Below are 23,520 nucleotides of genomic sequence, written 5' to 3'. Positions count from 1 at the left end.
AAGAGCGAGTGCTGCATGGATTACTTTAATGAAGGATAGTTCTGAAACGAATCGTCTTCACCTCAAAAGGCTTAAAGGATAACAGAATGGTATTAGAGCCAGGTATGATTTCAAGCGTGCGAATGGGCTGCTCCTCCAGCATGTCGGTTTCACATGCCGATGCTAGCTCGAATCCGGATTGTACGGAGCAGCGAGTTGAGGCTCCTTTCGCTTCATATATTCGAGCAATCCAATCATCCAAGTCACCCTCATTAAGCTTAATCGTGTCAATCATAATATTAGGCTGATCGCATGTCAGAAGCGCAGCGGCAGGTTCGGCCTGTCCAGCAGCGGCAAGCACCGGACAGTTGAGTTCATAAGCCTCGCGTATGACTGGGCTGCTCATAAAGCCGTTGTTCCAAACATGAAGCGCATAGGTGAATTCATGCTGACCTTCATCTGCCCGATCATCCGGCCAGGTCGGCGAGCGAAGCAGGGTCAAATTCATTTCCTTGCCGCAAGCGTTCAGCCCGTATTTGCCATCGTTGAGTAAAGAAAATACGCGATCCCCTTCCACGATTGACGACCATTTGTGCTGGCTCACTTCAAAACGATCAGCATCATGCGGGCGTGAATGGTGATTGGGCCGTTTCACATAACCGAACTGAATTTCATTCATCATCTCAGAAGCGTGGAGATTAACCTTGAAGCCTACTTTAAGCAGCTTATGCTTCTCTCTCCAATCTACCTTTGTACGAAAATCAACCCTTCTGCTGCCGCGCTCCAAACGAATTTTTTGCAAAATAACAGATTCATTGATCGTACGCTTCAGCTGAATTTCAGCAAACAGAGCCCCCTGAGTGCTGACCGTCATTTTCGCAGGCTCCCTCAAAATAATGACAGAGTCCGCATATCTGCGATCAATTTCCCATGCATCATAATTAGAAGGCTGATCACGGTAAAGCAGAAATTGATTGCTTAAGCCGCTTGCCCATTCCTCATTCGTTTCCTTATCGAACAAACTTGTGATTTCACCGTAATCATTAAAGGTCATTTTTAAGCACTCGTTTTCTAGACTGTTCGAGGTTGCTCTGACTCCTTCGCTTATCTCTCCTGCTTCATCTGGCATGACAGAGAGATGGCTCATCGCGGGAATGACCACTTTAGCAACTTTCTTATCCCCATAAAGCTGAAGGTCTAGTAATTCCCCTTCAGAATTCCGTGCGCCAACATAGTTGTCTGGCAGCTCAATGAGTGCTGTCCGAACCCAAGGCAGTGAATTAAAGTAGGTTATGCCATCATTGGACCCATCCGTGAGCGCAGATGCAGCTGCTTGGCCTAGTTCTGCCGCCAATTGCAGCAGTTCTTCGAAATCAGCCTCCGCTTCCTCATGCACTCTCGTGATGGATGTCCCCGGTAAAATATCATGAAATTGCAGGAGCAGCAGCTTGCGCCATGCCTCATCGAGCAGCTTCTTCGGATAGGTTGCGCGTCCCCTTAAATAAGCGGCAGCGGCCCACAGTTCTGCTTCACGAAGCGCAATCTCGCTTTTACGATTGCCCCGCTTCATCTTAGCCTGCGAGGTAAGTGTCCCGCGATGCGCCGGATAATAGAGCTCGCCTACATAATGAGCATCCGGCATGCCTCTTCGCTGCAAATCCTCAAAGTATTCGATGGGGGAAGAAATGACGGTTTGCGGTATTCCTTCGAGATTAGCCATCCGTCGCAGAAACTCGAGGTCATCGCGGTTTGCCCCGCCGCCTCCGTCTCCATAGCCGAATTGCACCAGTCGCGTGGAGATCCCTTCCTTTTGCACTCTCTCTTCCCACTGGAAGCTGGCGTATTTCACATCAGCCGGATTTGGGAATGGACCATAATCAAGCAGATGCACGGGCACTGCTGAGCCGTCTATGCCTACCCACGTAAACGTATTAAACGGAAAGGGGTCCGTAATATTATCATAGGTTTGATACATTTTTATCGATGCAAAATAGTTGATTCCGCATTTTTTCATAATTTGAGGCAGATTGCCGGAATAGCCAAATACATCAGGCAGCCAAAGCATTTCATTAGTTACGCCAAATTCTTCTCTAAAAAAACGTTCGCCGTACAAAAACTGACGGATTAAACTCTCACCGCTCGGAATATTCGTATCCGGCTCAACCCACATGCCGCCTTCGGGAATAATTCTTCCTTCCGCTACATAACGCTTTATTCGATCGTACAACTCCGGATATAAATCCTTTGCTAATTGAAACAAGTAAGGCTGGCTTTGCACATAACGATATTCCGGATATTCATCGAGCAAACTTAGCTGATTAGACATCGTACGGGCAATCTTGCGTTTTGTCTCCTCGATCGGCCACAGCCAAGCGATATCCAAATGGGATTGCCCCATCATATACAGCTTCGGTACGGTTGAACCGTTCACACAATCAAGCAAAGGCTTCATGATCACCCTGCCTTGTATCGCCTGCTTCGTCAGCTCTTCGCCTTCCAAACCCCAATTCATGAATGCAATCAGCTTTAAGAAGGCTTGATCAAGCTCGGAAACCCTTAATGAGCTTGGCGGGAGGACCGCTCGAAGCTGGAGCAGCACATTCAGATCAATAAAAAATTGATATAGCTCTTCATTAAGAATCGTCAAAAACGACTGTCCGTAAATCGGAAGATCACGGTCATGCCCTGCATACGCCTCGGCCACAACCTCAAAACATTGTCCGCCAAAAGCTTCTCTTGTCAAAGTAAGGGAATGATGCTGCAAATCATAAGCGCCTGCGAGTTTGCCATTTACATATATTGTGCTTTCTCCGCCAAGCGCCAGCTGCAGCTCCACACGTTCTCCTGCTGCCTCTAGTGGACAACGCACGCTTGCTTTAAACCAGCCATAATGCCATTTCTCGCCCCACTCGGTGCCCGGTTCCAATTGGACGTAATGTCCTTGAAGCGCCTCCTCGTACGACAGCCGGCAATCGGCAGGTAAATATTCGAATGACAGAGGTGCAATATGACGATACAAATACTGCTCTTTCTCCTTTAGCCATTTCTCAATATGGTACAGCCATTCTTTCGGTTGCATAATAAACTCCTCGTTTTTCTTGATGGGCACTCGGGGGCCTAACCTTTTGTCGCACCTGCGGTAAGTCCTTTAACGAGCGCCTTCTGGAAAATAATAAAGATAATAAGAACCGGCAGTGTGGTCACAATGCCCGAGGCCGTAAGGGGGCCCCATTGAATGCCCGATTTTGTTATAAAAGTATTGATGCCCGCAGGCAGCGTTCTCATGGCATCTGAGCTTACAAACGTCATCGCAACCATAATTTCCTGCCATACCGTTATACAGACGGTTAACCCGACAGCAACGAGCCCGGACTGCGCAAGCGGTAAAATCATCCGCACTAAAATTCCGAATGAGGAGCAGCCATCGATGGTTGCGGCTTCGTCAATATCCTTCGGAATACCCTTGAAATAACCGGTTAACAACCATATCGCCATCGGCAGCAAAATCGCACAATAGGTCAAAATGATGCTGGTATATGTATTCAGCAGCTCCAGCTTGCCCCACAGGATGTATAACGGAACGATTAATGTCGTAAGCGGCATGACTTGTGCAAACAAAATGACGGTAAAGTAAGTTAGCTTTCCTCTGAATGTATAACGGGTCATGCTGTACGCAGCGAGACTTGCAATAATCAGCACAATAAATACTGTTACAGCCGTAATCAGCATCGAATTTATAAAATACACAACAATTTCTGAATCACGGAAAACGCTGCGGTAATGATCCCAGTTCAATTGTTCAGGAAACAGCGTTGGTGGTGCGGCAAAAATTTCGGCAGACGGCTTAACTGAAGTCGCAAGCAGCCAATATAAGGGAAACAAGATGATGACAGCAATGACAATAAATAATAGTATGTGACCTCCAAGACGAATCCCTTTCACTTATGTCACTCCTTAATAGACTTCAGCATAGCTCGCATATAAGGCAAGCAAACGATACCGATAATGACCAAACTAATAAGCGCCATAGCCGATGATTTGCCAAAATCAAAAAATTCGAATGCTAGGCGGTAGGTATAAATGGGCAGCGTAGAGGTTGAATCCATTGGTCCGCCCTTTGTCGTTACCCATATGAGATCAAAATAATTGAGCGTCCAAATGGTCGTAATGACACCCGTGGCCCCTATAATGGGCTTTAGATGCGGTATTTTGATATACCTTACAATGCCAAACCAACGCGCTCCGTCAATACGAGCCGCCTCCACCTGCTCATTCGGAATATCCTGCAAGCCTGCAAGCAGCATAAGAAACCAAAACGGGAAAGCTTTCCATGTATTTACGAAAATCAAAGTGCCAAGCGCCATATGATCAGAGCCTAACCAAGAAATATTTTCGCTCGTAATATGAAAGATTTTTAACAGCTCATTTATAATCCCCATGTCTGATTGCAGCATCCAGCTCCACATCAGTGCAGTGACCACACCGGGCAATACCCACGGAAGCAGCAGCAGCGATCTGAGCGCCCCTTTGCTTCGCCTTCTCTCATCCACGTACAGAGCGCTTATCAAGCCAATTGCCATTTGCAGCAGCACGCCAATCAAAGTCCAGCTAACCGTCGTCCACAATACCGTTTGGAAAATATCATCTTTTACAATGGCTGTGAAATTATCAAGCCCGATAAAAGGTTTGTCAGGTCTGCTTAACTGCCAGCGATGCACGCTGACATAAAGATTGTAAAGCAGCGGATACGTCAGCAGGCTCATAATAATGACTAACGAGGGCAGCAGATATAAATAGGGAACCGAATGTCGAAAAAGCCGTTTACGAATCATCTTGATGCCTCCAGGTTCATCGATTAGGAGTTAGGGCAGACGAATGTTTATTCATCTGCCCCGCCAATTATTTTTGAGTCGAAATTTCTTTTATTTTCGTTTCAAGCTTGCTGATCTCCCCATCAATGGCTTCATTGCCTATCAGTACTTTAGACACCGTATCGTATATAGCGGAGTCAATTTCTTTGTAGAAAAGTGTCTTCGGCTGAGATTGTCTAGCAAATTTGATTTGATCCATAAAAATTTTGTAAGCGGGATCGGTTGCGAATTTAGATACAGCAAGCGATGCATTGTTGGCTGGCACATCGCTCATCGTGCGTGCATTGAAATCGACTGAGGTCAGCATTTGCGCTAGTTTAATCGCTTGCTCGGGATGTTTGCTTTTCGCTGATATTCCGATTCCGAAACCACCGCCGAATGAGCCGTCCGGAGCGCTGGCATTGTATTTTGGAACGAGTGATTGACCGTAAAATGCAGCGCCCTTCAAATCTGGGTTCTGATCCGTTACCCAAGTTCCAGCAAGCACCATGCCCACCTTTTGCTGTGCGAACAAAGTAGCCACCTTCAGATGATCCAGTGTAGCAAAATCAGCTTCATAAGCAGGTCCCATGTCCTTTAATAATTGAAGATAGTCCTTGAACTCCGCGGTATTGACATTCGGAGTGATGCTGCCGCTGCCATCCACATTTATAATGGTTCCGCTTGATGCAGTGAACAAGCTTTGCGCTGGAAACTCTTTCAGGCCTAAATCCATTCCGAAACCTGCTGCGTCTGTTGCATCTGCAATTTTCAAAGCATAGTCCTTCAGCTCTGCCCATGTTGCTGGCGGCTTCTCGGGATCAAGACCCGCTTGTTTAAATAGCTCTTTGTTGTACCACAGCACCCTAGCATCCGTCGTATAGGGCAAAGCCATATGCTTGCCGTTCCACGTATACATGGACAAGATGCCAGGGAAAAAGTCCTTGAATGCCTCTTCACTAAGCTGCTCGCCCAAATCTAGCAAATAACCGGAGTTAGCAAAGGTGGGGAAGTCCGGATTGTTTACGATAAATACATCGGGCGCGTTGCCGCTTGCGAACATAACCTTGTACTTCGTTTCCCAAGTTCCCCAAGGGTCACTTTGGAATTCCACCTCAAAGCCTGGATTTTCTTTCGCAAACTTCGCTTTCAGCTCATCAAACACCGGTGCAAAATTAGGATCGGTAACCCACTCTGAGAATCCGTAATAGACAAGCTTCTCGGTTTTTCCAGATGCGGCATTTTTGTTGCCAGCGCTTTCATTTCCAGCATTGCCCTTATCATTCGAATTGCTTCCACAGCCAGCACTCAGAACCGCCATTAAAACCGTAATTAATAATATAATTGCCAGCTTGCCGAACCGTCTTCTCATTTGTTAAATCCCCCTTGTACATTTGTTTATCGTCAGCGTCTCGTCCCCGATCTGTCCGATAACGCTTACAATCGATGGTTGATTCATACTGTCGTACGTGTTAATGACCGAATATTTTGTTTCTGTATCATAAAAGTAATACAAACACAATTAATCTGTATTACTTTTATAACGTTATATTAGTTCCAAACGTTATCTGTGTCAATAGTTTACTTTAATATATTATTATTTTGATACAGTTAATACAAAAAAAGACCACTGTCGCGAACGACAATGGCCCATCATATTTCTGTTTATGTGAGCTTCACTGGCATAATAGAGCTGCCTTCATTAATTTCAGCTTTGCAGATTTGACCGAGCACGGATAGATGCTCTTTGCCCTCCAGCAGATTCATAAGCTGGTTTGCTGCCGTTCGTCCCATGTCATAAAACGGTTGATTAACGCCCGTAACATTCAGCTTCAGCTTGCGGTTAAGATTTAATGCATCATAGGTCACAAGCGATAAATCCTCAGGGAAACGCAGCTCAAGCTGTGTCATCGCCGAAATGACCGATTCTGCAATTTGATCATTCGCAGCGAAAACAGCTGTACATGGCGTCTTGTTAAGCTTCTCCGCTATTTTACTGCTGAATGACTCAAATTCCTCTTCAAAGTTTTCAAATTCGGTCGGTATCAGCATATCTAAGTCAGAATCAAACGAAAGGCCTGAATCAATAAACGCCTGCTTCACACCGAGCAGCCGTTCATTAAACGTACTCAAGTCCGAGTTGCGAATAAACGCAATTCGGCGATGCCCCTTTTCAATGAGCATCTTCGTCAAATTGTATGCGCCCGCGACATTATCACTCGTAACGAAGGGGATGTTGCTGTTATATAAATGCCGGTCAAGGAAAACAACCTTAATTTTGCTGCTCGCCAGCAAACGGTACAGACGCTGATTGCGCTCCTCATGATGCTTGTCATAAATAGGACTTAAGATGACACCATCAACCCCTTTAGCTACAGCGCCTTTAACGAGTGCCTCCAGCTTATCGAGGCTTCGGTCATCGCTATAGCTGAGAAGGTGATAGCCGTGCAGATGAAGTACATCCTCAATTCCTCTTAATGCAGTAGCCCATAGCGGATTTTCTATTCCAATGACAGAGGCGGCTACAAGCCCAGATCTGTTCTGACCGAGTGGAGATACAACACCATTCTCAATAAAGGTTCCTCTGCGATTGTCTCTTTTGAGAAGCCCCTCCGCGCACAGTTCTTTTATTGCTTTCTCTACTGTATTTACACTGGAGTTATATGCCTGCGCAAAGCTGCGGCTGGAGGGCAAACGCATCTCCGCAAGCCATTCTCCTTCCAACACGCGCTGCTTAATATCATCTTTAATTCGGGTATAGGGATAGTTTGACATGGCATTCCTTTCTTGCGACTAAGAATACCATGACTATATTCCATTTGTATCATCTGTGTCAATCGACAACTGCTACAGTTGTATAAGAAGCTGCTATTTATACTTTCTCTACTTGCTCAAGTACAAACTGCTTGAACGCTTCCACCTCGTTAAAAATCCGCTCCGGCAAGACGCGATAATCTTTATCCTGCACGACAGCCATCCACTGAGCAGCAAATGTACGTATTCCAGCTTCTTGACCTGCCAGCATATCATCGTTGCTGTCGCCGACAAAAATAGTTTCTTCCTTTGCCCAACCAAGCTCGTTCAATATAAGATGGATCCCTTCCGCTGATGGCTTGCGCTTCTCCACATCATCGCCCGTTACAATCTTGTCGAAGCTAACCTCCCAGCCCAGCTTGTCCAGCGAAATATCGAGCGTACGCCGCGATTTGCCTGTGAACATGGCAATACCGATGCCTGATTGCCGCAATGAGACTAGCAAATCTGCTATTTCCGTATTTCGCTCTACGAGCTCGTCATGACGCTGCTCGTATTCAGCTACATATTCGGTTATGGCTGCTTCCACTTGCTCGCGATTGTTCAGATGCTGTTCAATAATTTGAAGCTCCGTCGGCCCTGCCAATGCGTACATATCCTCAATCAACACTTGCCTGCCATCATATCTCTGGAATACACCTGAAATCACTTGATACATCACCGGCCAAGTATCAGCCAGTGTACCATCAAAGTCAAAAATAATATGTTTAATGTTGTTCAAAACAATCTCTCCTCTCCTACTACTAACTCTCTCTATTATAATCATGAAAAAAGCGATCCCGCTAGGGGAACGCCTTTTTCATTTAAAGCTGTGAATGTTTACTGATGGCTGGTCGGATGATTTGCGGTTAATGGGATTTCATTATTGAAAAGACGGGCAATATCGCCAGTCAACCGCAAATAGAAATCAGAGGATACGGCTACGCCATCCGCATCGAGCGTAAGGAAATATTGATTGTTCGGAATCATCGAACTGTTCTCTGCGGCTTTGGCAATCGCTGTCGCCTCGTCATATTCATCAAACATCGCAATATAACCTGTATTGATGCCTAAACTTTTTAAATTGTAAGCCTGTCGCCACATGAAATCGCCATGCAGCCTAGGAATCTCGTTGACGGGACCGTTTTTCATGTTTTTCCATGCAAAACCCGGCCAAATCACGGGCTGATATACGATGCCATTCTGCTGAGTAAATGCGAAATCCGGCGCCCACTGATTCGTCTTGTAATGATCAGCGCCCGCTAGCTGGCTGAACCGACCGACAAACCAAGGCGACAGCATATCAAGTGATTTGTACACATCGAGGAATCCAGGCTTCGAATCATTATCCCCATTTCGCCAATGAGTAGGAACGCCGCCGATCACATAATAGCCTTGGTTCTTGAACCAAGCGATTAGGTCTGCGGATTCCGCTGCTGTTCCCGGCCGATCGGTAAACCCGATCCCCCAAATACAAATGACCAGCTTACCGTCCTGCTTGGCATAGGCAGTGGATGAGGTTAAATTCATCGTGCCAACAACATTGTTGGTAAAATCATTTTTGACCGCATTGACCCACTGGCTTGGATTGAGATCCGTAATGTCGTACATCACATAAAATTTGCGGTTATAGGTTTCTGCAGCATTTTTCACCTTCACAGCTACGCTGTCGCGGTTCTGATTCCAATTGTTGGGCGCATAGTTTGCATCCGCCCCGAACCTTTGCAGCGCTGCGCCGCTAATGTTGTACGTCTGCATCCATTCAAAATGCTTGTTCACCGTTTCTTGATCATAAGAGGAGAACAGCTTGGCTGGCTGACCGTTGCCTAAATTGCCTAAGTTCGTTTGATACAGCTTCGTATACTCTCTTAAATCCGGATACATCTCGAAGTTTACGTTGGAATTCGCTGTCAGATTATTATTGTTTTTGGACCAATGTGTCCAGTTGTTTAGAGGTGATCCGTCACCCCCAGCGGTAAACCAGCCCTGGTAGCCAGCAAACACCTTTCCGACTACATCGCCGCCAATTGCGGCAGCAGCAAATTTAAACCAATTGATATTAAACAGATTACCTGCTCCTCCAGTAAATTTTAAATATAGATTATGGACTCCGCTTATTGTGTTAATGGAACAGTTTTTGGTTGTCCATGACTGCCAGCCGCCCGTAGTCGTTACCGCGCAGGTACCTGCCAGCGTGCCGCTTAAGCTGTCCAGTCTAATTTCAACATTGCCGCCGGTTGTTTGGCTTGCCACACGCAGCGCAACCGATGAGGCTCCGCTCCCGAAGTTCACATTGTTAAATACAAGGTAATCCCCGTTGTCCACATAAGCGACATTTTGACCGCCTTCACTGGAGTTTTCCAATTGCGTGCCGAATTGACTGTTAAAGGCGGAAGCTGCCGTTTGAACAAAAGCTGATATCGAGCCTGGCGCAGCTGTTGGAGCAGGTGTAGCTGTTGGAACTGTCGTCGCACTCGGTGAAGGCGTTGGCGTTGCCACAACTGGTCCATACACCTCAAGCTCCGATATTTGTCCGCCAGTCGCTCCAGTATTGGCCGTCACATTTATTTTGACATAACGCGCATTGGTGCTTGTAAAGTTGATGGTGACCGCATTTGTACCAGATTGATAAGTATAGGCCGCAGAAGCAACAATGGTGTTGTAGTTAACATCATCGCTGCTAGTCTGCACAGATAAGGTTTGCGTACGGTCACCCCAAGCAAGCGGCAGCTTAAGAACCACTTGATTGACGGCTTGGCTGCTGCCCAAATCGACCCTAATCCAGTTCGGATAACTGCTTGCAGCTCCCTCCCAATAGCTTGCTTGATTGCCATCCGTTGCGTTTGAAGCTACATAGTTCTGAGTGTGGTTGCTTTCCGTTACACTTTTGTTCATCGCCAAATTGCCAGCTGCCGATACCATGGATGGTGATAACGAGAGCTGCGTTGAAATAAGAACCAGAACAAGCAATAGGATGACGTAAACCTGTCTTCTTCCTTTAACCAGCATAAATTCCCTCCTCAAAAAATGGATGATACAGCGGCTGCTCCAATCCCTATTTATTCGATCCTACCACCTCCTTCAATGCTTCTGGGGTATCGAAAAAAGCCTGGTCCCCCGGGGGACCAGGCTCGCGTTTTAAGGCTGCTGGTTGTAAATGCGATACAAGAGAACTGCCGTTTCGCAGCAGCTTCTTTCATACTCATCCAATGTATCCGCTTTCAATCGTTGTCAAATGAGAAGCCTTCCTCTACATAAGGTCGGCTTCTCATTCGTCACACTTTATTTTTTCTTCGCAAGAAACTCATCAATTTGTCTTTGAGTTTCAGCGATGATGACATCAAGTCCATTTTTCTTTTGCGTTTCGATATAAGCAGCAACTGCCTTCTCGACATCCTTCACCACGCCAAACTCTATCGGTCTGTTCAGCTCATCGTTTGCTGTATCACGCTTTGCAATCTCGTTTTTCATATTATCTTCAGCGATAAACAGGCCGTCGATTGGCGAGTTGACGTTATTAGGCTTGCTTGCAAATTCAGCTTCCTTCAGCCAGAAATCCGTTCCGTATGTCATCGTCGGACGCATGAATTGCGGCTTCCAGAATGCCCATTGTCCGCCCCACTCCATATAGTTGCTCGTCGTTGTTTCCATGCCTTCCGGATATTCAGCCGTTTCCCCGTTCAATACATAGGTTTTGCCTTCAATACCGTATTGCACAAGGTCATACAACGTTTTGTCGGTTTCCATCATATCCAAGAAACGAAGCACTCGTTCTGGATTTTTGGAGTTACGGTTAATGGCAACGACATTGGCAAGAGCCGTACGGTTAACGAATCTTTTGTCAGGATAAAGCTCTGCCGATTCCATCTTGAACGACGGATCAGAGAAACCAGGATTAGCACTTACCCATTCATGCGATGTTACAGTGAACAGCTTTTTGCCATTTCTCCACTCTGCTGCTTCGTCTGACTTATCGATCATCGCATCACGGTTAATCAAATTATCGTCATACCAAACTTTAGCCAGCTTTGCAGCCTCTAGGTAGAATGGTTGCTGCTCAACCGCTTTAATCGTAATTTTATCATCGCTTAAATAGAAGCCAAGGCCGTGGAAGTTAAGATCTACCCACTCATCACGAATCATAATGAGGGATACCGGCGGCGTCCGGGAAATTCTTTCGTTCGGGTACGCTTTTTTCAATTCGCGCAATAGTCTGTCGACATCCTCAATCGTTTTGATTGAGCCTGCTGGAATATCAAGTCCCGCTTTCTCAACAAGATCAGAGCGCCAGCCAGTAAATTTACGCTCATTCATTTTCATCGTCCATGGAAGACCTACGATATTGCCGTTTACCGTTGCAGCAGCAAGTGTACCCTGCTCCTCATATTTCTTGTGCAAGTTAGGAGCAAATTCCGGCAGCAGATCGTTTAATGCCATGTATGAACCTTTTGCAGCCATCTGCTTGTACGAAAGCCAGTCGCCGTCAAAGTTCATATCCCAGTTGTCGCCGGATGCGGCCATAACGAGCATCTTTTCTTTGAAGTCGCCAAACGGAATGAAGTTAATATCGAACTTCACGTTAAGACCTTTCGCTTTCACATATTCGCTAACTTTGGACCAAACCTCATCCGTAGCCGCTTTTTTATCACCGCCAAAATAAAACTTCAGCGTAACCTCATCCTCTTGCTTCACTTCTTCGGTTCCGCCAGTTGGCGCATTAGTCGCCTTCCCATTATTGCTTGGCGTATTGCTGTTGCTTGAGCTGCATGCTGCTAGAATAACGCTTAGCAGCATAATGACAGCAATAAATAGCGGCATTTTTGTTATGCTTTTCTGCATCTGAACCTCTCCCCTTAGCTTATGTTTTATATACTACACGGCTGAAGCCGAGATAGTCATCCTTTTACTGCGCCCACCATCAAACCTTTGACAAAAAAACGTTGAACGAACGGATACAAGAAAATGATAGGGCCTATGGTAACGACCGTAAGCGCCATCTTGATCGATTCCGAAGGAATTTGCGCTGATATTCGCTGCATAGCGGATGCATTGCTCGAGCTCTTCAGAAATTCCACGTTGGAGATGAGCGTTCGCAGCAGCAGCTGCAGCGGTTGGAGCTCCTGCTTATCGACAAACATGAGACCTAGAAACCAATCATTCCAGTAACTCAGTGCTACGAATAAACCGACGGTTGCAAGTACAGGCAAGGAAAGCGGTGCAATGAGGCGATAAAAGATTTTAAAGTCGCCCGCGCCGTCCATTTTGGCCGATTCATTCATATCCTCGGGTATGGATAACATAAAATTGCGAATGAGGAACATATTGAATGCATTAGCGAGCATCGGTAAAATAAGCGCCCAAAGTGTATCTTTTAGATCCAAATATCTCACGCAAATGATGTACCAAGGTACTAATCCGCCATTAAACAGCATTGTTATAATGACGTAGATAGACAAAATGTTTCTATACTTGAATGACCGTCTCGCCATTACGTATGCGCCCATGCTCGTTACGAGCAAGGATAGTATTGTTCCTGCTACCGTAACGAGAAGACTTACACCATACGCATCAATAATGCGATTAGAGCCTAGAAATAAAATGCGATAAGAATCGAAAGTAATGCTCTTTGGCCATAGCGTGTACCCATAATCCATAATGTCCTTCTCCGTGCTTAACGAGCCTGAAATGACCATAATGAATGGAAACAAGCAGGACAGACTGAACAAGGAGATCGCTATAATGATAATAAATTGTGAAATTGAAAATCTCTTCAGATGCATGCAGATGATCCTCCCTTGATGTGAATGGACGTTTTTAGAAAATAGCCGAGTCTTTGTCTATTTTGCGTGCCGCGTAATTGCTGCCGATAATGAGCACGAATGCGATGAACGACTGGAGGAAGCCCGCCGCAGATGCCATGCCGATATCCCCTGATTTGCGCAAGCTGCGATAAACAAACGTGTCAATAACGTCAGTTGTAGGAAATAAGAGAGAAGCATCGCCGACCATTGCGTAAAACATTCCAAAATCGGCGTTCATGATTCTGCCAACAGCCAGCAAGGTTAAGATAATGATCGTTGGCCGTAGCATCGGAATGCTGATAAAACGGATTTGCTGCCATCTTGTCGCACCGTCGATGGACGCTGCTTCATAATACGAATTGTCGATGGACGTTAATGCCGCCAAATAAATGATTGTGCCGTATCCGGTAACCTTCCAGCGAACCGCTATCGTTAGAATGAGCGGCCATAATCCGGCTTCGCTGTAGAAATCAATCGGCTGCAAGCCTATCGTCTCTAACACACGATTAATCGCTCCACTCTCAAAGTTCATTAAGTTGTAAGCGAACACTCCGACTACGATCCACGAAATAAAGAAAGGAAGAAAGGTTAACGACTGCGTAACTCTTTTAAAATATTTGTTTCTAATCTCATTGAGCAGCAAGGCAAACCCTACTTCAAAAATGAGCCCGACTGTAATAAACAATGCGTTTAACAGTATCGTGTTTCTCATCGCCCGAAAAGCGGTCGGAGAAGAGAACAAATAATCAAAGTTATTCAGCAGCGGGTGCATCCAATCGCTTCCGAAAATTCCTTTAGCAAAGTCAAAGTCTTTGAAGGCGATGACTAGACCTGCAAGCGGCAAATAGTTAAAGAGAAAAAGGAGCGTCGCGACGGGCAGGAACATGAGCAGCAGCGTTCGATTTCTAAGTAATTCCCGAATGACTCCATTAGATTTCATAATCGATTTCCCTTCCATTGATGTGATACTTTTATTCTAAGGGAGCCCGCCTGGGCTTACTATGAGCCAATCTTATACTTTGTGGTTTAAGATTATCCTCCTATGCATAAAGCTCCTTTTCCACCTCGATCAGACGCCTCATCTACTCAATAAGTGCATATTTGCGCTTACCGACAACAAACCAAGTCCTTTCTCGAGCTGTAAGAACACATACGTGCTTACAGCTCCATTTCCACCTCGCCGAGACGCCGCAAATATTCTTTATGCATACGAGTTCAAACAAAAAAAGACCACCTAAACAACCGGTGATCTCTACATGCACATAACGAAGTAACAGACTTCTTCCTTCGTTTTTACCAATTAAGCTTTGTATCCATTTGTAGCTTTGTTCATCAAGAACGTCATAGCTCCCATTACTCTTGGTTACTTTCCTAACCAACTTTGCTGCTTAACGTTTGTTCTCATAGCCGACTACTTTACCTACTATTTCCTCTTTGGCAAAAGCACTCGCTGATTGGCTGTCATGGAATCCTCGCCAACGTACATCCGCCAATATAAAATACTCATTCTCCTTTAGCTGCAATGGCTTATTCATAGAATCATTTTTATCGGAAGAAGGATCGCTGCCGTAAAAGGTATCCAGTTTATTCCCATTAATATAAACCTGCCCTTTTTTAACCTGAACCGCCTCACCAGGAAGCCCAACAACTCTTGCTATATCCGTCGCTTGTTTATCTTTTTTAACTTGGAATAAGGTAATATCCCCGCGAGATACTTGATTTTCCTTATAATAATTCAAATCAACCAACACCTCATTGTTTAAAGCAAATGGATGGGGATGCGTATAACCGAGCTCTGACAGCATGCCATCCGTTTCTACTTTTACCTTCGTCAATGAGGAATCCGGGTTTTGAATGAACTCTATTCTCTTCTCTGTAGCCGTATCCGTAATGGACTTACTACAGCCACCCATGATCATTACGACGCCCGAGAAAACAATAAACATAACCTTCCATCTCGTCCTCATCAAACATCCCCTCCGCTGCCTGCTCTCACTTATCACGATTCCGCTTCCAATGCTCCCGCAGCTCCAGCGTTTTTTTGTTCCATGCCTCTGTCTCTGGAATAATACGGTTAATGTCGGCACCTTGAAATACGATATCATTAATAACATTGATCCAGTTGTACTCCGAAAAACCGGGTATCGTGGCGCCGGGCAATACGAGGCTGTTATCCTTGGTCATCTTCACGGCTTCGATATTTTTCCCTTGCCATAAGGGAACCTCATCAATATAAGCTGTCAGCTCCGGATCTATAACGGAAGCATTCGCTCCCTTCTCGATTTTCCATTTCTGCGCTTCCATCTCGAATTGAAAACTAATCCATTTATATGCTTCTTCTTTATGCTTCGATCCGCTCAGCATTGCAAGCGGACCGTAAATATGGAAGGAGTATTGGTTGACCTGCCCTCTCGGAAAGGGAAGTATATCCCAGTTAAATTCAGCCTCTTTTTGCAGTGTCGGAAGCAGCCAATCCCCGGCAATGTCAAACGCTGTTTTACCATTTATGAATTGCTTAACCACATCGCCTTGTGCTTTGGAATCTGCCCAAGAGAGCATAGACCCATCCTTGGTGACAAATTCAGTCAGCCAGCGCACATCCGCCATCACATCCGGCGTGCTTAGCAAGCTTTGGGTCAATCGATCATTTAGGTAAGCCAAATTAGGCGCATGCCCATCCGCTGCAGCTTTCATCGGCAGCAAGCGCATCACAAAGTCACTGTTCGTAGTGAGGCCATATTCCCCTGCTGCAGGGTCCGTGACACGTTTTGCAATATCACGCAAATCATCAAAGCTCCAATTATTTGAAGGCATACCTATGCCATGTTTAGCCAATAAATCTTTATTTACAATAATCCACATCGGAACATCGACGAACGGCACAGCAAGCCTGCGGCCATTAAAGGCCATCGTATCAAAGTATCCATCGGGCAGCACCTTGCCTTGGAAGGAAGCATCTTCATCCATGTACGGCTTTAAATTTTCGAGCAGGCCGCTTTGTTCATAACGAAGCAAATCACCAACAACCCAAGTCAGATCAGCTGGTGTGCCTGCCGCCTCCAATGCAATAATTTGATTCATGATTTCGTCATCGCCGCCCACGATTTGTATGGGCTCAATCGTAATCCATGGATATTTGGCATTGAATTTTTCGTACAGCTCCTTATACGTCTCTCCTCCCCAGGTCAGAAGCTTAAGCGTAACTGGTGTGTTGCCTGAATATTGCCCTTCTTGACCACGATTTGATCCCTCTGCCGCATTCTCGCCATCCCAGCCTTTAAACGTGCAAGAGGTTAGAACTAGCATAAACATCAGGAGTAAACTTATAACAAATGTTTGTTTACGTTTGTTTATCAAGATTATGCCTCCTTTGATACTCACGCTTCACTCATTGCCAATCGAATCGATATTCTGGTCTTCCTTCAAAATGGGATGCCTTAACGTTATCGTCGTTCCAATTTCGGGACCCGTCTTGATTTCAAGCTTGTAACGATCTCCAAAATAAAGCTTCAAACGATCATTCACATTGCGAAGCCCTACGCCTCTGCGCGTATGCGAGAACTTTTCGCTAGGCTCTTCTTCCGTCTCCAACTGTTCCAGCACGGACGCTGGAATGCCTTTACCGTTATCCACAATATCGATTACGATATCCTCTCCGATTTTTCTGGCTGCGATCATAATTTTCCCTTTATCAAAATCGTCGCGCACGCTATGCTGAATCGCATTTTCTACAAGCGGCTGCAGCAATAACCTTAGAAACGGCATATCCAGCGTCTCTGTCTCGCAGGAATACAAGATACGAACGACCTTGCCCATTCTTGCTTGTTCAATCGATACATAAGCCTTCACCTGCTCAATCTCGCGGCGCAGCGTCGTAATCTCTTTCCCTTGGTTTAAACTGAGCCGCAGCAAATTGCCAAGTGCCGATACCATCTCGCTTATGTCGCTGCGTCCATGATTTTCCGCCTTCCACCTAATTGATTCCAAGGTGTTGTATAGAAAATGAGGATTAATCTGGTGGCTCAGCACTTGAAACTCCAGCGCTTTTTTATTCCTTTCGGAGCGCGCTGCCTCTTTAATCAATCCATCTATACGCTGAACAAGATTGCTTACTCCTCTATACAGCCAGCCAACCTCATCCTTGCGGGACGACGAAGGCAGCAAGTAATGAAGATTTTCCGCCTCCAGCCTCCTCATTAAACGAACCAAATGCGCAATAGGCTGTGTATAGTAAGCTGTGATATAAAAGACGACACTAATGCAGCAAATAAGATAACCGATCAAAAAGATTACGAGCATGCGGTTAATTTCATCAATCGTACCCGTCAGCTCATGAAGAGGGGTCAAGCTGACGATGGTCCATGGATGGTTAGCCATCTTCAAATAGGTTGCGAGATAGGTTTCCCCTTCAATCGTAATGGACATAGAGCCTTCATCACCCGACTTCATATAAGAGATTAACGCTGTTGACGGAAATTCCTTGCCTGTCCATTCATTAACTGTAGAATCATAATGCACGATGCCTTTCTCATTAATGAGCAGCAGCTTCTGATCCTTTAGCTGATCGGACGGAGAGAAATATCTTCTTAAATAGTCCTCGGATAAGTCGGTCGCAATAATGCCTCTTAATTTTTGATCGTACAAGCCCGAGAATCGCTTCACATAGGAGAGCAGCGGTTTTGCGTATTTCCCATGCATGGGCATGGTCAGATACCACGTCGGACTAACCGTCGCTTTCGAGCGCTGAAACCAATACTGGTCTCCGATACGCACCGATTCATCAATTGTTCTCATATAGGATGGATAATCTGTTGGCTTGATTGGGTACACCTTGACTCTAAAAGCATCAATCGTAGACGTAGCATGATACAGCACGGTCAATAAATTGACTGTAAACGCTTCCTCTTCTGTCTGGTTTAATGGTTCCGTTTCCAATAAATCCTGAAGTTCCTTATTTCCGATGACATCGTTAACTTGATCATTTAAGTTGCCCAGATAAATCTCGAAGTTTTTTCTTGCTTGAAGAAGATAGCTCATGGACATTTTCGTATTCGTATTGGAGATGCCCTCGATCGATTTAATATGCGCATAATATGCAAAAAGCAGAAACGGAACGATAATGATCATAAAAAATATGAGAATCATCCGATTGCGAAAGGATGAAGCGAGCCGAAAGGACACTTTATTCACAAGTATACACCTGCCTTCCACTATGCTAACCCCATCACTGGAGTAGACTTGTCCTCGATAATATACTTCATTGAGCTACTTTTGCAATAAATAATTTAAGCTTGTTACAGCATTTCGATATGCATAATTCCACATTCCTGGCAAAGCGATAATAATTCCCCTTAAAGTTTGCATATCCCTCATTGTGAGCAGCTTGCATATTCTTTAGACTAATGGCGTAATACCTAACCTTTCAACGAAAAGAGGAACAATGATGACTGCATCGAAACGGGTGGTACATGTCATTTCGCATACCCATTGGGATCGAGAATGGTATATGCCTTACGAAGCCCATCATGTCAAGCTGATTGAGACAATGGACACGCTGCTGGAAACGTTCGAGGCCGATCCTGATTTTCGCAGCTTTTACCTCGATGGTCAAACGATAATTTTAGATGATTATCTGCAGGTGTACCCAGAGAAGCAGAGCCAAATACAAAAGCTGTGTGATGAAGGCAAGCTTTCTTTGGGTCCTTGGTATATTTTGCAGGATGAGTTTCTTACCAGCAGCGAAGCAAACGTAAGAAACTTGCAAATCGGTCATCGGGATGCCAAAAAATATGGACCGATTTCGAAGCTTGGTTATTTCCCAGATTCGTTTGGCAATATGGGTCAAGCTGCTCAGCTATTAAGACAAGCAGGCATCGATACCGCCGTGTTCGGAAGAGGTGTGAAAGCAACCGGCTTCAACAATCGGGTGGAAGATTCCTCAGGCCTTGAGTCACCTTATTCCGAGCTCATCTGGCAGGCACCCGACGGTTCAAGCGTATTAGGCATCCTATTTGCCAATTGGTATAACAACGGCATGGAGATTCCAGTTGATCCCCTCAAAGCAAAGCCTTACTGGGAGCATCGACTTGCGCGAGCGGAACAATATGCTTCAACCTCGCAGCTGCTGCTTATGAACGGCTGCGATCATCAGCCCATTCAGACCAATCTCTCCGAAGCGCTGCGCGTTGCGAGAGAGCTGTTCCCTGCGTACGAGTTCATCCACTCCAACTTTGACGATTATGTAAAGGCGGTTCAGACGCAGCAGCCTCCGAACCTGAGCCTAACTCGCGGAGAGCTGCGCGGCCAGCAAACGGACGGCTGGTATTCATTAGTTAATACAGCGTCTGCTCGTGTTTACATCAAACAGCTTAATCAACGAAATCAGACGCTGCTGGAGAAAGTGGCCGAGCCGATCTCTGCCATTGCCCATCAGCTCGGCAAGCCATATCCGCATGGTCTATTCCAATATGCCTGGAAGACACTGATGCAAAATCATCCGCATGACAGCATTTGCGGCTGCAGTGTCGATGAGGTGTACCAAGAAATGAAAACTCGTTTTGCCAAAAGCATGGAGGTTGGCAAAGCATTAACGACCGAGAGCGTTAAATTTATTAGCGCTAAGGTCAATACAAGTCATTTTGCCAATATCAGTGAGTCAGCTGCTCCCTTCATCGTCTTTAACTCAAGCGGCTATGAAGGCTCGTCAGTCCACCAATTCGAGATCGAATGGTCGCACCGTTTCTTCGATCAAAGCGAAGATCCTGTTGCCATTGCTAAGCAGGTTCAAGATCGAACGCACGCCGAAGGGTACTTGGTGAACGGCAGCGGTGAACGCATCGACTTTACTGCTCATGATTTGGGCGTTCGCTTCTGCTATGAACTGCCAAATGATAAATTCCGGCAGCCCTATATGGCTCGTGCACTGCGTCTGACCTTTGAGACCGGCATATTGCCTTCGATGGGATATGAATCTTTTGCTTGGATACCATGTCAAAATGAGATTAAAACTTCCAGCGAGAATCGCCATTCATTAGTGACTAGTGAACGAACACTGGAAAATGCTCGTCTTACATTGACGATAGAGGAAGACGGAAGTTTTACAGTTTATGATAAGAAAAGCCAGCAGCTGTTTTCGGATCTTGGCCATTACGAGAATGTAGGCGATATTGGAAATGAATATATTTTCAAGCAGCCAGTCGGCGACTTGCCGATCACGACTAAGGGCAGCAAAGCCGAAATTCGAGTGGTTGAAGATTCGCCTTACCGAGCAGCCATTGAAATCACTCATCACCTTGCTATACCTGCACGGGCAGATGATCTTCTAGCAGAAGAAATCCGCACAATGGTTGAATTCCGGCAGCGGAAGGCTGGCAGATCGTCTTCCCTTGTGCCGCTAGAAATTGTGACACTAGTTAGTCTGGAACGTGAGGGCAAAGGTGTTCAAGTCCATGCGCGTATTGAAAATCAATCGCAAGATCACAGGTTGCGCGTGCTTCTACCTTCGGATGTTGCTGCATCCACACACTTTGCAGATTCAATCTTCGAGGTCGCTGAACGTCAAAACGTTCCTGCAAAGGAATGGCAAAATCCGAGCAATGCTCAGCATATGCAGACGTTCATTGACGTGCACGGCGAGCATAGAGGCCTCACGATTGCAGGCAAAGGCTTAAATGAATATGAAGTGCTTCAAGATGGCAGAAATACGATCGCTGTAACCCTTCTGCGCTCCGTCGGAGAGCTTGGCGATTGGGGTGTATTTCATACGCCTGAAGCGCAGTGCTTAGGTACAAATGAAGCCGAATGGATGATCATTCCTTACGGCAGCGCTGAAGAACGTTTTGCCGCTTATCGCGAAGCCTATCGTTTCCCTATACCCGTTACGGCAATCGCAGCTGGATTGCATGATGGCGAGCTCGCTCCTGCTTGTGATTTCCTCAAATGGAATGGTGACCAGCTCGCTTTCTCCAGCCTAAAGATTAACGAGGAGCGTGGCGACAGCATGGCAAGGTGGTACAATTTAGCAGAATCCACGACCAGCTTAGCTATTCATCCAAGCGCTGCGTCTGAATCCTATGTAAGTGACATTATGGAGAACGATAGTGCTAATAAGATCAAAAACAGCGTTCAGGTCGAAGGCTTCAAAATCGTAACGATTGGTTTAGCCGCTGCTTCTAAATAACCAAATCAAAAAATTAAAAGATAAAATGCAAAGAAGCAGTCTCCCAAGGTTATGCCGTTTTCACCTAGGAGTCTGCCTCTTCATGCTTCTTGCTGAGTGCAAATTTTCATATCATTAGTGTGGCATAGCTGGCTCTTCGTCTGCAATGCCTCTTTGTCGTCTATATTCCTTCGGCGTGCAGCCGACCTGCTTTTTGAACAGCTTCGAGAAATGCACCGGGTCCTTATACCCCACCTGAAATGAGATTTGATACACTTTGTATTTGATGTCGCCTAACATTTCCTTCGCCTTCTCAATCCGTATTTCTGTCAAATATTCCAAAAAGGTTTTCCGTTTCTCCTTCTTAAAGAGCTTGCTCAGCCATACCGGCGTCACATGAACGGCCATTGCAACACTTTGAAGAGTTAAGCTTTCGGCATAATCCCTCTGCAATATTTTCTCCGCTTCATAAACGATCTGGCTCGGCGTATTGGACAGCTTGCGGAAATCTGCTGCGATTGCAAGAAGGAACAGCTCTGTTTGCACGCGCAGCGACTGCAATGTATCGTATTGCTCTAATAGCTCCCACACCGCGATCGGATTGCTGCCCAAATTTTTGTTTGGAACACCTGCCGCCGCTGCTCTGCGAAACACTTCGAACAGCCATTCGAATATTTTTTGCTGAATGTCACGCAATTGATTGAGACGCCAGGCTTGTACCATCTCGACAAATCGATCCATCGCTGCTGTAATTTCCTCATCTGTGCCATACTTCACGAGATCGAGCACTTCTTCAGGCTCGCTAAGCGACAAGTCACTCCCGTCACCCTCATAAAATAAACCCTGCTCCGTAAATAATCGATTGCCTCCGTATACAGCCTTTTGCTCCAATACGTTTATCGCTTCCGCATACATTTCATGAAGATTTTCAAACGTGCAAGGTGTTGTTCGCATGCCAGCGCTTGCTTTCACCTTAACAAAATCGTTGATTCGCTGTAAGCAAAGCTGCGCCATGCCCCGGCTCAGCTCCGCATGCTCTGGCCGCGAGCAGCTGAAGATGACAATCCATCGATTGCTGCTGTCCATGCAAAGCGCAAAGGGATGAGGATAATCTTCCTCCAGCGTTTGATTGACCACATTGCCGATTCCGAACAATATTAAATCCTTTTCCTTCGTATGGCGATTCTCGATTGCTTTCAGATCATCAGCTTCCACAACAACAAGCGTCATATGCTGATTCGCTATCCACTCCAAATTCAAAGTCTGCAAGCGATGTCTTCTCCGTGCTTCACGGTAAGGATCATAGTCCTGCTCAATCATTTCTCTGAGCAGCTCCTCGCGCATTTTTGGAATCGCGAACCTCACTTGATTAATAAGCTGCTGCTCATTATGCTGGTCCATTCTCTTTCGGTGGATATGATCCATCGTTTTTTCAACGATTTGGGTCAGCTCGTCCAAATTGATCGGCTTAAGGATATAGTCCATAACGCCGATTTGTATCGCCTGCTTCACCAGCTCAAAATCATCATACCCGCTTACAACAATCGCTTCCGGTTTATAATTTTCAACGGTAGTCAACGAACGAAGAAATTCCAGCCCCGACATCCGATTCATTTTAATATCCGTGACGATAAGATCCGGTCTCATATCGAGTGCAATCATTAATGCCGTATCTCCATCATCAGCCACCAGTACCTCATCAATTCCGAATGTTTCCCATGGAAAGCGGTTACGTAAACCTTCGCGGATTTCAAATTCATCGTCCACTATTAAAGCACGCAGCATCCTCTCACCTTCCCCTTCATGCATTTTCAAAGATGTTCAATACGGAATCATTACCTATCTACATACTACCTGACTGTATTTCGGATTACACGGGGGTAATTGCAAACTTTATGGTGTAGTATTAAATAAACGAATGCACCTGCGTACGATCGCC

15 protein-coding genes are annotated in these 23,520 nt (G+C 45.7%); 1 reads left to right on the top strand and 14 read right to left on the bottom strand.

Annotation, left to right across the window (positions count from 1 at the left end; all coding sequences use genetic code 11):
• Positions 1 to 25: 25 nt before the first annotated feature.
• The 13 genes from BK120_RS20920 to BK120_RS20855 all read right to left on the bottom strand — a co-directional run bounded on the left by BK120_RS20920 (position 26) and on the right by BK120_RS20855 (position 18,613).
• The gene (locus BK120_RS20920; protein WP_256710972.1) at positions 26 to 3,058 is read right to left on the bottom strand and encodes an alpha-mannosidase; all 3,033 of its coding nucleotides are present in this window, start codon (positions 3,056 to 3,058) and stop codon (positions 26 to 28) included.
• 38 nt (positions 3,059 to 3,096) lie between these two features.
• On the bottom strand, positions 3,097 to 3,921 hold the full coding sequence (locus tag BK120_RS20915) for a carbohydrate ABC transporter permease (RefSeq protein ID WP_076269442.1): 825 nt from the start codon (positions 3,919 to 3,921) through the stop codon (positions 3,097 to 3,099).
• A 5-nt stretch (positions 3,922 to 3,926) separates the two neighbouring features.
• Positions 3,927 to 4,811: a carbohydrate ABC transporter permease gene (locus BK120_RS20910; RefSeq protein WP_076269441.1), complete on the bottom strand. Its 885-nt coding sequence runs from the start codon at positions 4,809 to 4,811 to the stop codon at positions 3,927 to 3,929.
• Positions 4,812 to 4,878: 67 nt separating this feature from the next.
• Complete coding sequence (locus BK120_RS20905) at positions 4,879 to 6,201, bottom strand: ABC transporter substrate-binding protein (RefSeq protein ID WP_076269440.1); 1,323 nt, start codon at positions 6,199 to 6,201, stop codon at positions 4,879 to 4,881.
• 293 nt (positions 6,202 to 6,494) lie between these two features.
• Entirely contained in the window at positions 6,495 to 7,604 is a 1,110-nt protein-coding gene (locus tag BK120_RS20900; RefSeq protein ID WP_076269439.1) for a GntR family transcriptional regulator, read from the bottom strand.
• A gap of 97 nt (positions 7,605 to 7,701) precedes the next feature.
• On the bottom strand, positions 7,702 to 8,364 hold the full coding sequence (locus BK120_RS20895; RefSeq protein WP_179089845.1) for an HAD family hydrolase: 663 nt from the start codon (positions 8,362 to 8,364) through the stop codon (positions 7,702 to 7,704).
• A 98-nt stretch (positions 8,365 to 8,462) separates the two neighbouring features.
• Positions 8,463 to 10,631, bottom strand: a complete 2,169-nt coding sequence (locus BK120_RS20890; RefSeq protein WP_256710971.1) for a carbohydrate-binding protein — start codon at positions 10,629 to 10,631, stop codon at positions 8,463 to 8,465.
• 273 nt (positions 10,632 to 10,904) lie between these two features.
• A complete protein-coding gene (locus BK120_RS20880; RefSeq protein WP_076269438.1) occupies positions 10,905 to 12,461 on the bottom strand; it encodes an extracellular solute-binding protein in 1,557 nt (518 codons plus the stop codon).
• A gap of 56 nt (positions 12,462 to 12,517) precedes the next feature.
• Positions 12,518 to 13,402: a carbohydrate ABC transporter permease gene (locus tag BK120_RS20875; RefSeq protein ID WP_076269437.1), complete on the bottom strand. Its 885-nt coding sequence runs from the start codon at positions 13,400 to 13,402 to the stop codon at positions 12,518 to 12,520.
• Between the two features lie 34 nt (positions 13,403 to 13,436).
• Positions 13,437 to 14,363 carry an ABC transporter permease gene (locus BK120_RS20870; RefSeq protein ID WP_076269604.1) on the bottom strand — a complete coding sequence of 309 codons (927 nt, stop codon included), beginning with the start codon at positions 14,361 to 14,363 and terminating at the stop codon, positions 13,437 to 13,439.
• Between the two features lie 448 nt (positions 14,364 to 14,811).
• Positions 14,812 to 15,390 (bottom strand): signal peptidase I, encoded by a 579-nt coding sequence (gene lepB, locus BK120_RS20865; RefSeq protein WP_076269436.1) that lies wholly within the window; start codon positions 15,388 to 15,390, stop codon positions 14,812 to 14,814.
• A gap of 25 nt (positions 15,391 to 15,415) precedes the next feature.
• Entirely contained in the window at positions 15,416 to 16,780 is a 1,365-nt protein-coding gene (locus BK120_RS36055; protein WP_076269435.1) for an ABC transporter substrate-binding protein, read from the bottom strand.
• A 27-nt stretch (positions 16,781 to 16,807) separates the two neighbouring features.
• Positions 16,808 to 18,613: a cache domain-containing sensor histidine kinase gene (locus tag BK120_RS20855; RefSeq protein WP_076269434.1), complete on the bottom strand. Its 1,806-nt coding sequence runs from the start codon at positions 18,611 to 18,613 to the stop codon at positions 16,808 to 16,810.
• A 253-nt stretch (positions 18,614 to 18,866) separates the two neighbouring features.
• Between BK120_RS20855 and BK120_RS20850 the strand changes: the two genes are divergently transcribed.
• Positions 18,867 to 21,602, top strand: coding sequence for an alpha-mannosidase (locus BK120_RS20850; RefSeq protein ID WP_076269433.1), 2,736 nt, complete (start codon positions 18,867 to 18,869; stop codon positions 21,600 to 21,602).
• A 114-nt stretch (positions 21,603 to 21,716) separates the two neighbouring features.
• Here the strand turns inward: BK120_RS20850 and BK120_RS20845 are convergent, their stop codons facing one another.
• Positions 21,717 to 23,366, bottom strand: a complete 1,650-nt coding sequence (locus BK120_RS20845) for a response regulator (protein WP_076269432.1) — start codon at positions 23,364 to 23,366, stop codon at positions 21,717 to 21,719.
• Positions 23,367 to 23,520 lie beyond the last annotated feature (154 nt).

Source organism: Paenibacillus sp. FSL A5-0031 (assembly GCF_001956295.1).
In the GTDB taxonomy this organism is placed as follows: domain Bacteria; phylum Bacillota; class Bacilli; order Paenibacillales; family Paenibacillaceae; genus Pristimantibacillus.
Note: the sequence above shows the minus strand (reverse complement) of the source record. Positions and strands in the feature narration are given on the sequence as shown.

What these genes read in the sequence shown, in the direction of transcription:
- BK120_RS20920 (WP_256710972.1), bottom strand. Translation starts at nt 3,058, where the DNA reads ATGCAACCGAAAGAATGGCTGTACCATATTGAGAAATGGCTAAAGGAG.
- BK120_RS20910 (WP_076269441.1), bottom strand. Translation starts at nt 4,811, where the DNA reads ATGATTCGTAAACGGCTTTTTCGACATTCGGTTCCCTATTTATATCTG.
- BK120_RS20905 (WP_076269440.1), bottom strand. Translation starts at nt 6,201, where the DNA reads ATGAGAAGACGGTTCGGCAAGCTGGCAATTATATTATTAATTACGGTT.
- BK120_RS20900 (WP_076269439.1), bottom strand. Translation starts at nt 7,604, where the DNA reads ATGTCAAACTATCCCTATACCCGAATTAAAGATGATATTAAGCAGCGC.
- BK120_RS20890 (WP_256710971.1), bottom strand. Translation starts at nt 10,631, where the DNA reads ATGCTGGTTAAAGGAAGAAGACAGGTTTACGTCATCCTATTGCTTGTT.
- BK120_RS20880 (WP_076269438.1), bottom strand. Translation starts at nt 12,461, where the DNA reads ATGCAGAAAAGCATAACAAAAATGCCGCTATTTATTGCTGTCATTATG.
- BK120_RS20875 (WP_076269437.1), bottom strand. Translation starts at nt 13,402, where the DNA reads ATGCATCTGAAGAGATTTTCAATTTCACAATTTATTATCATTATAGCG.
- BK120_RS20870 (WP_076269604.1), bottom strand. Translation starts at nt 14,363, where the DNA reads ATGAAATCTAATGGAGTCATTCGGGAATTACTTAGAAATCGAACGCTG.
- lepB (WP_076269436.1), bottom strand. Translation starts at nt 15,390, where the DNA reads ATGAGGACGAGATGGAAGGTTATGTTTATTGTTTTCTCGGGCGTCGTA.
- BK120_RS20850 (WP_076269433.1), top strand. Translation starts at nt 18,867, where the DNA reads ATGACTGCATCGAAACGGGTGGTACATGTCATTTCGCATACCCATTGG.
- BK120_RS20845 (WP_076269432.1), bottom strand. Translation starts at nt 23,366, where the DNA reads ATGCTGCGTGCTTTAATAGTGGACGATGAATTTGAAATCCGCGAAGGT.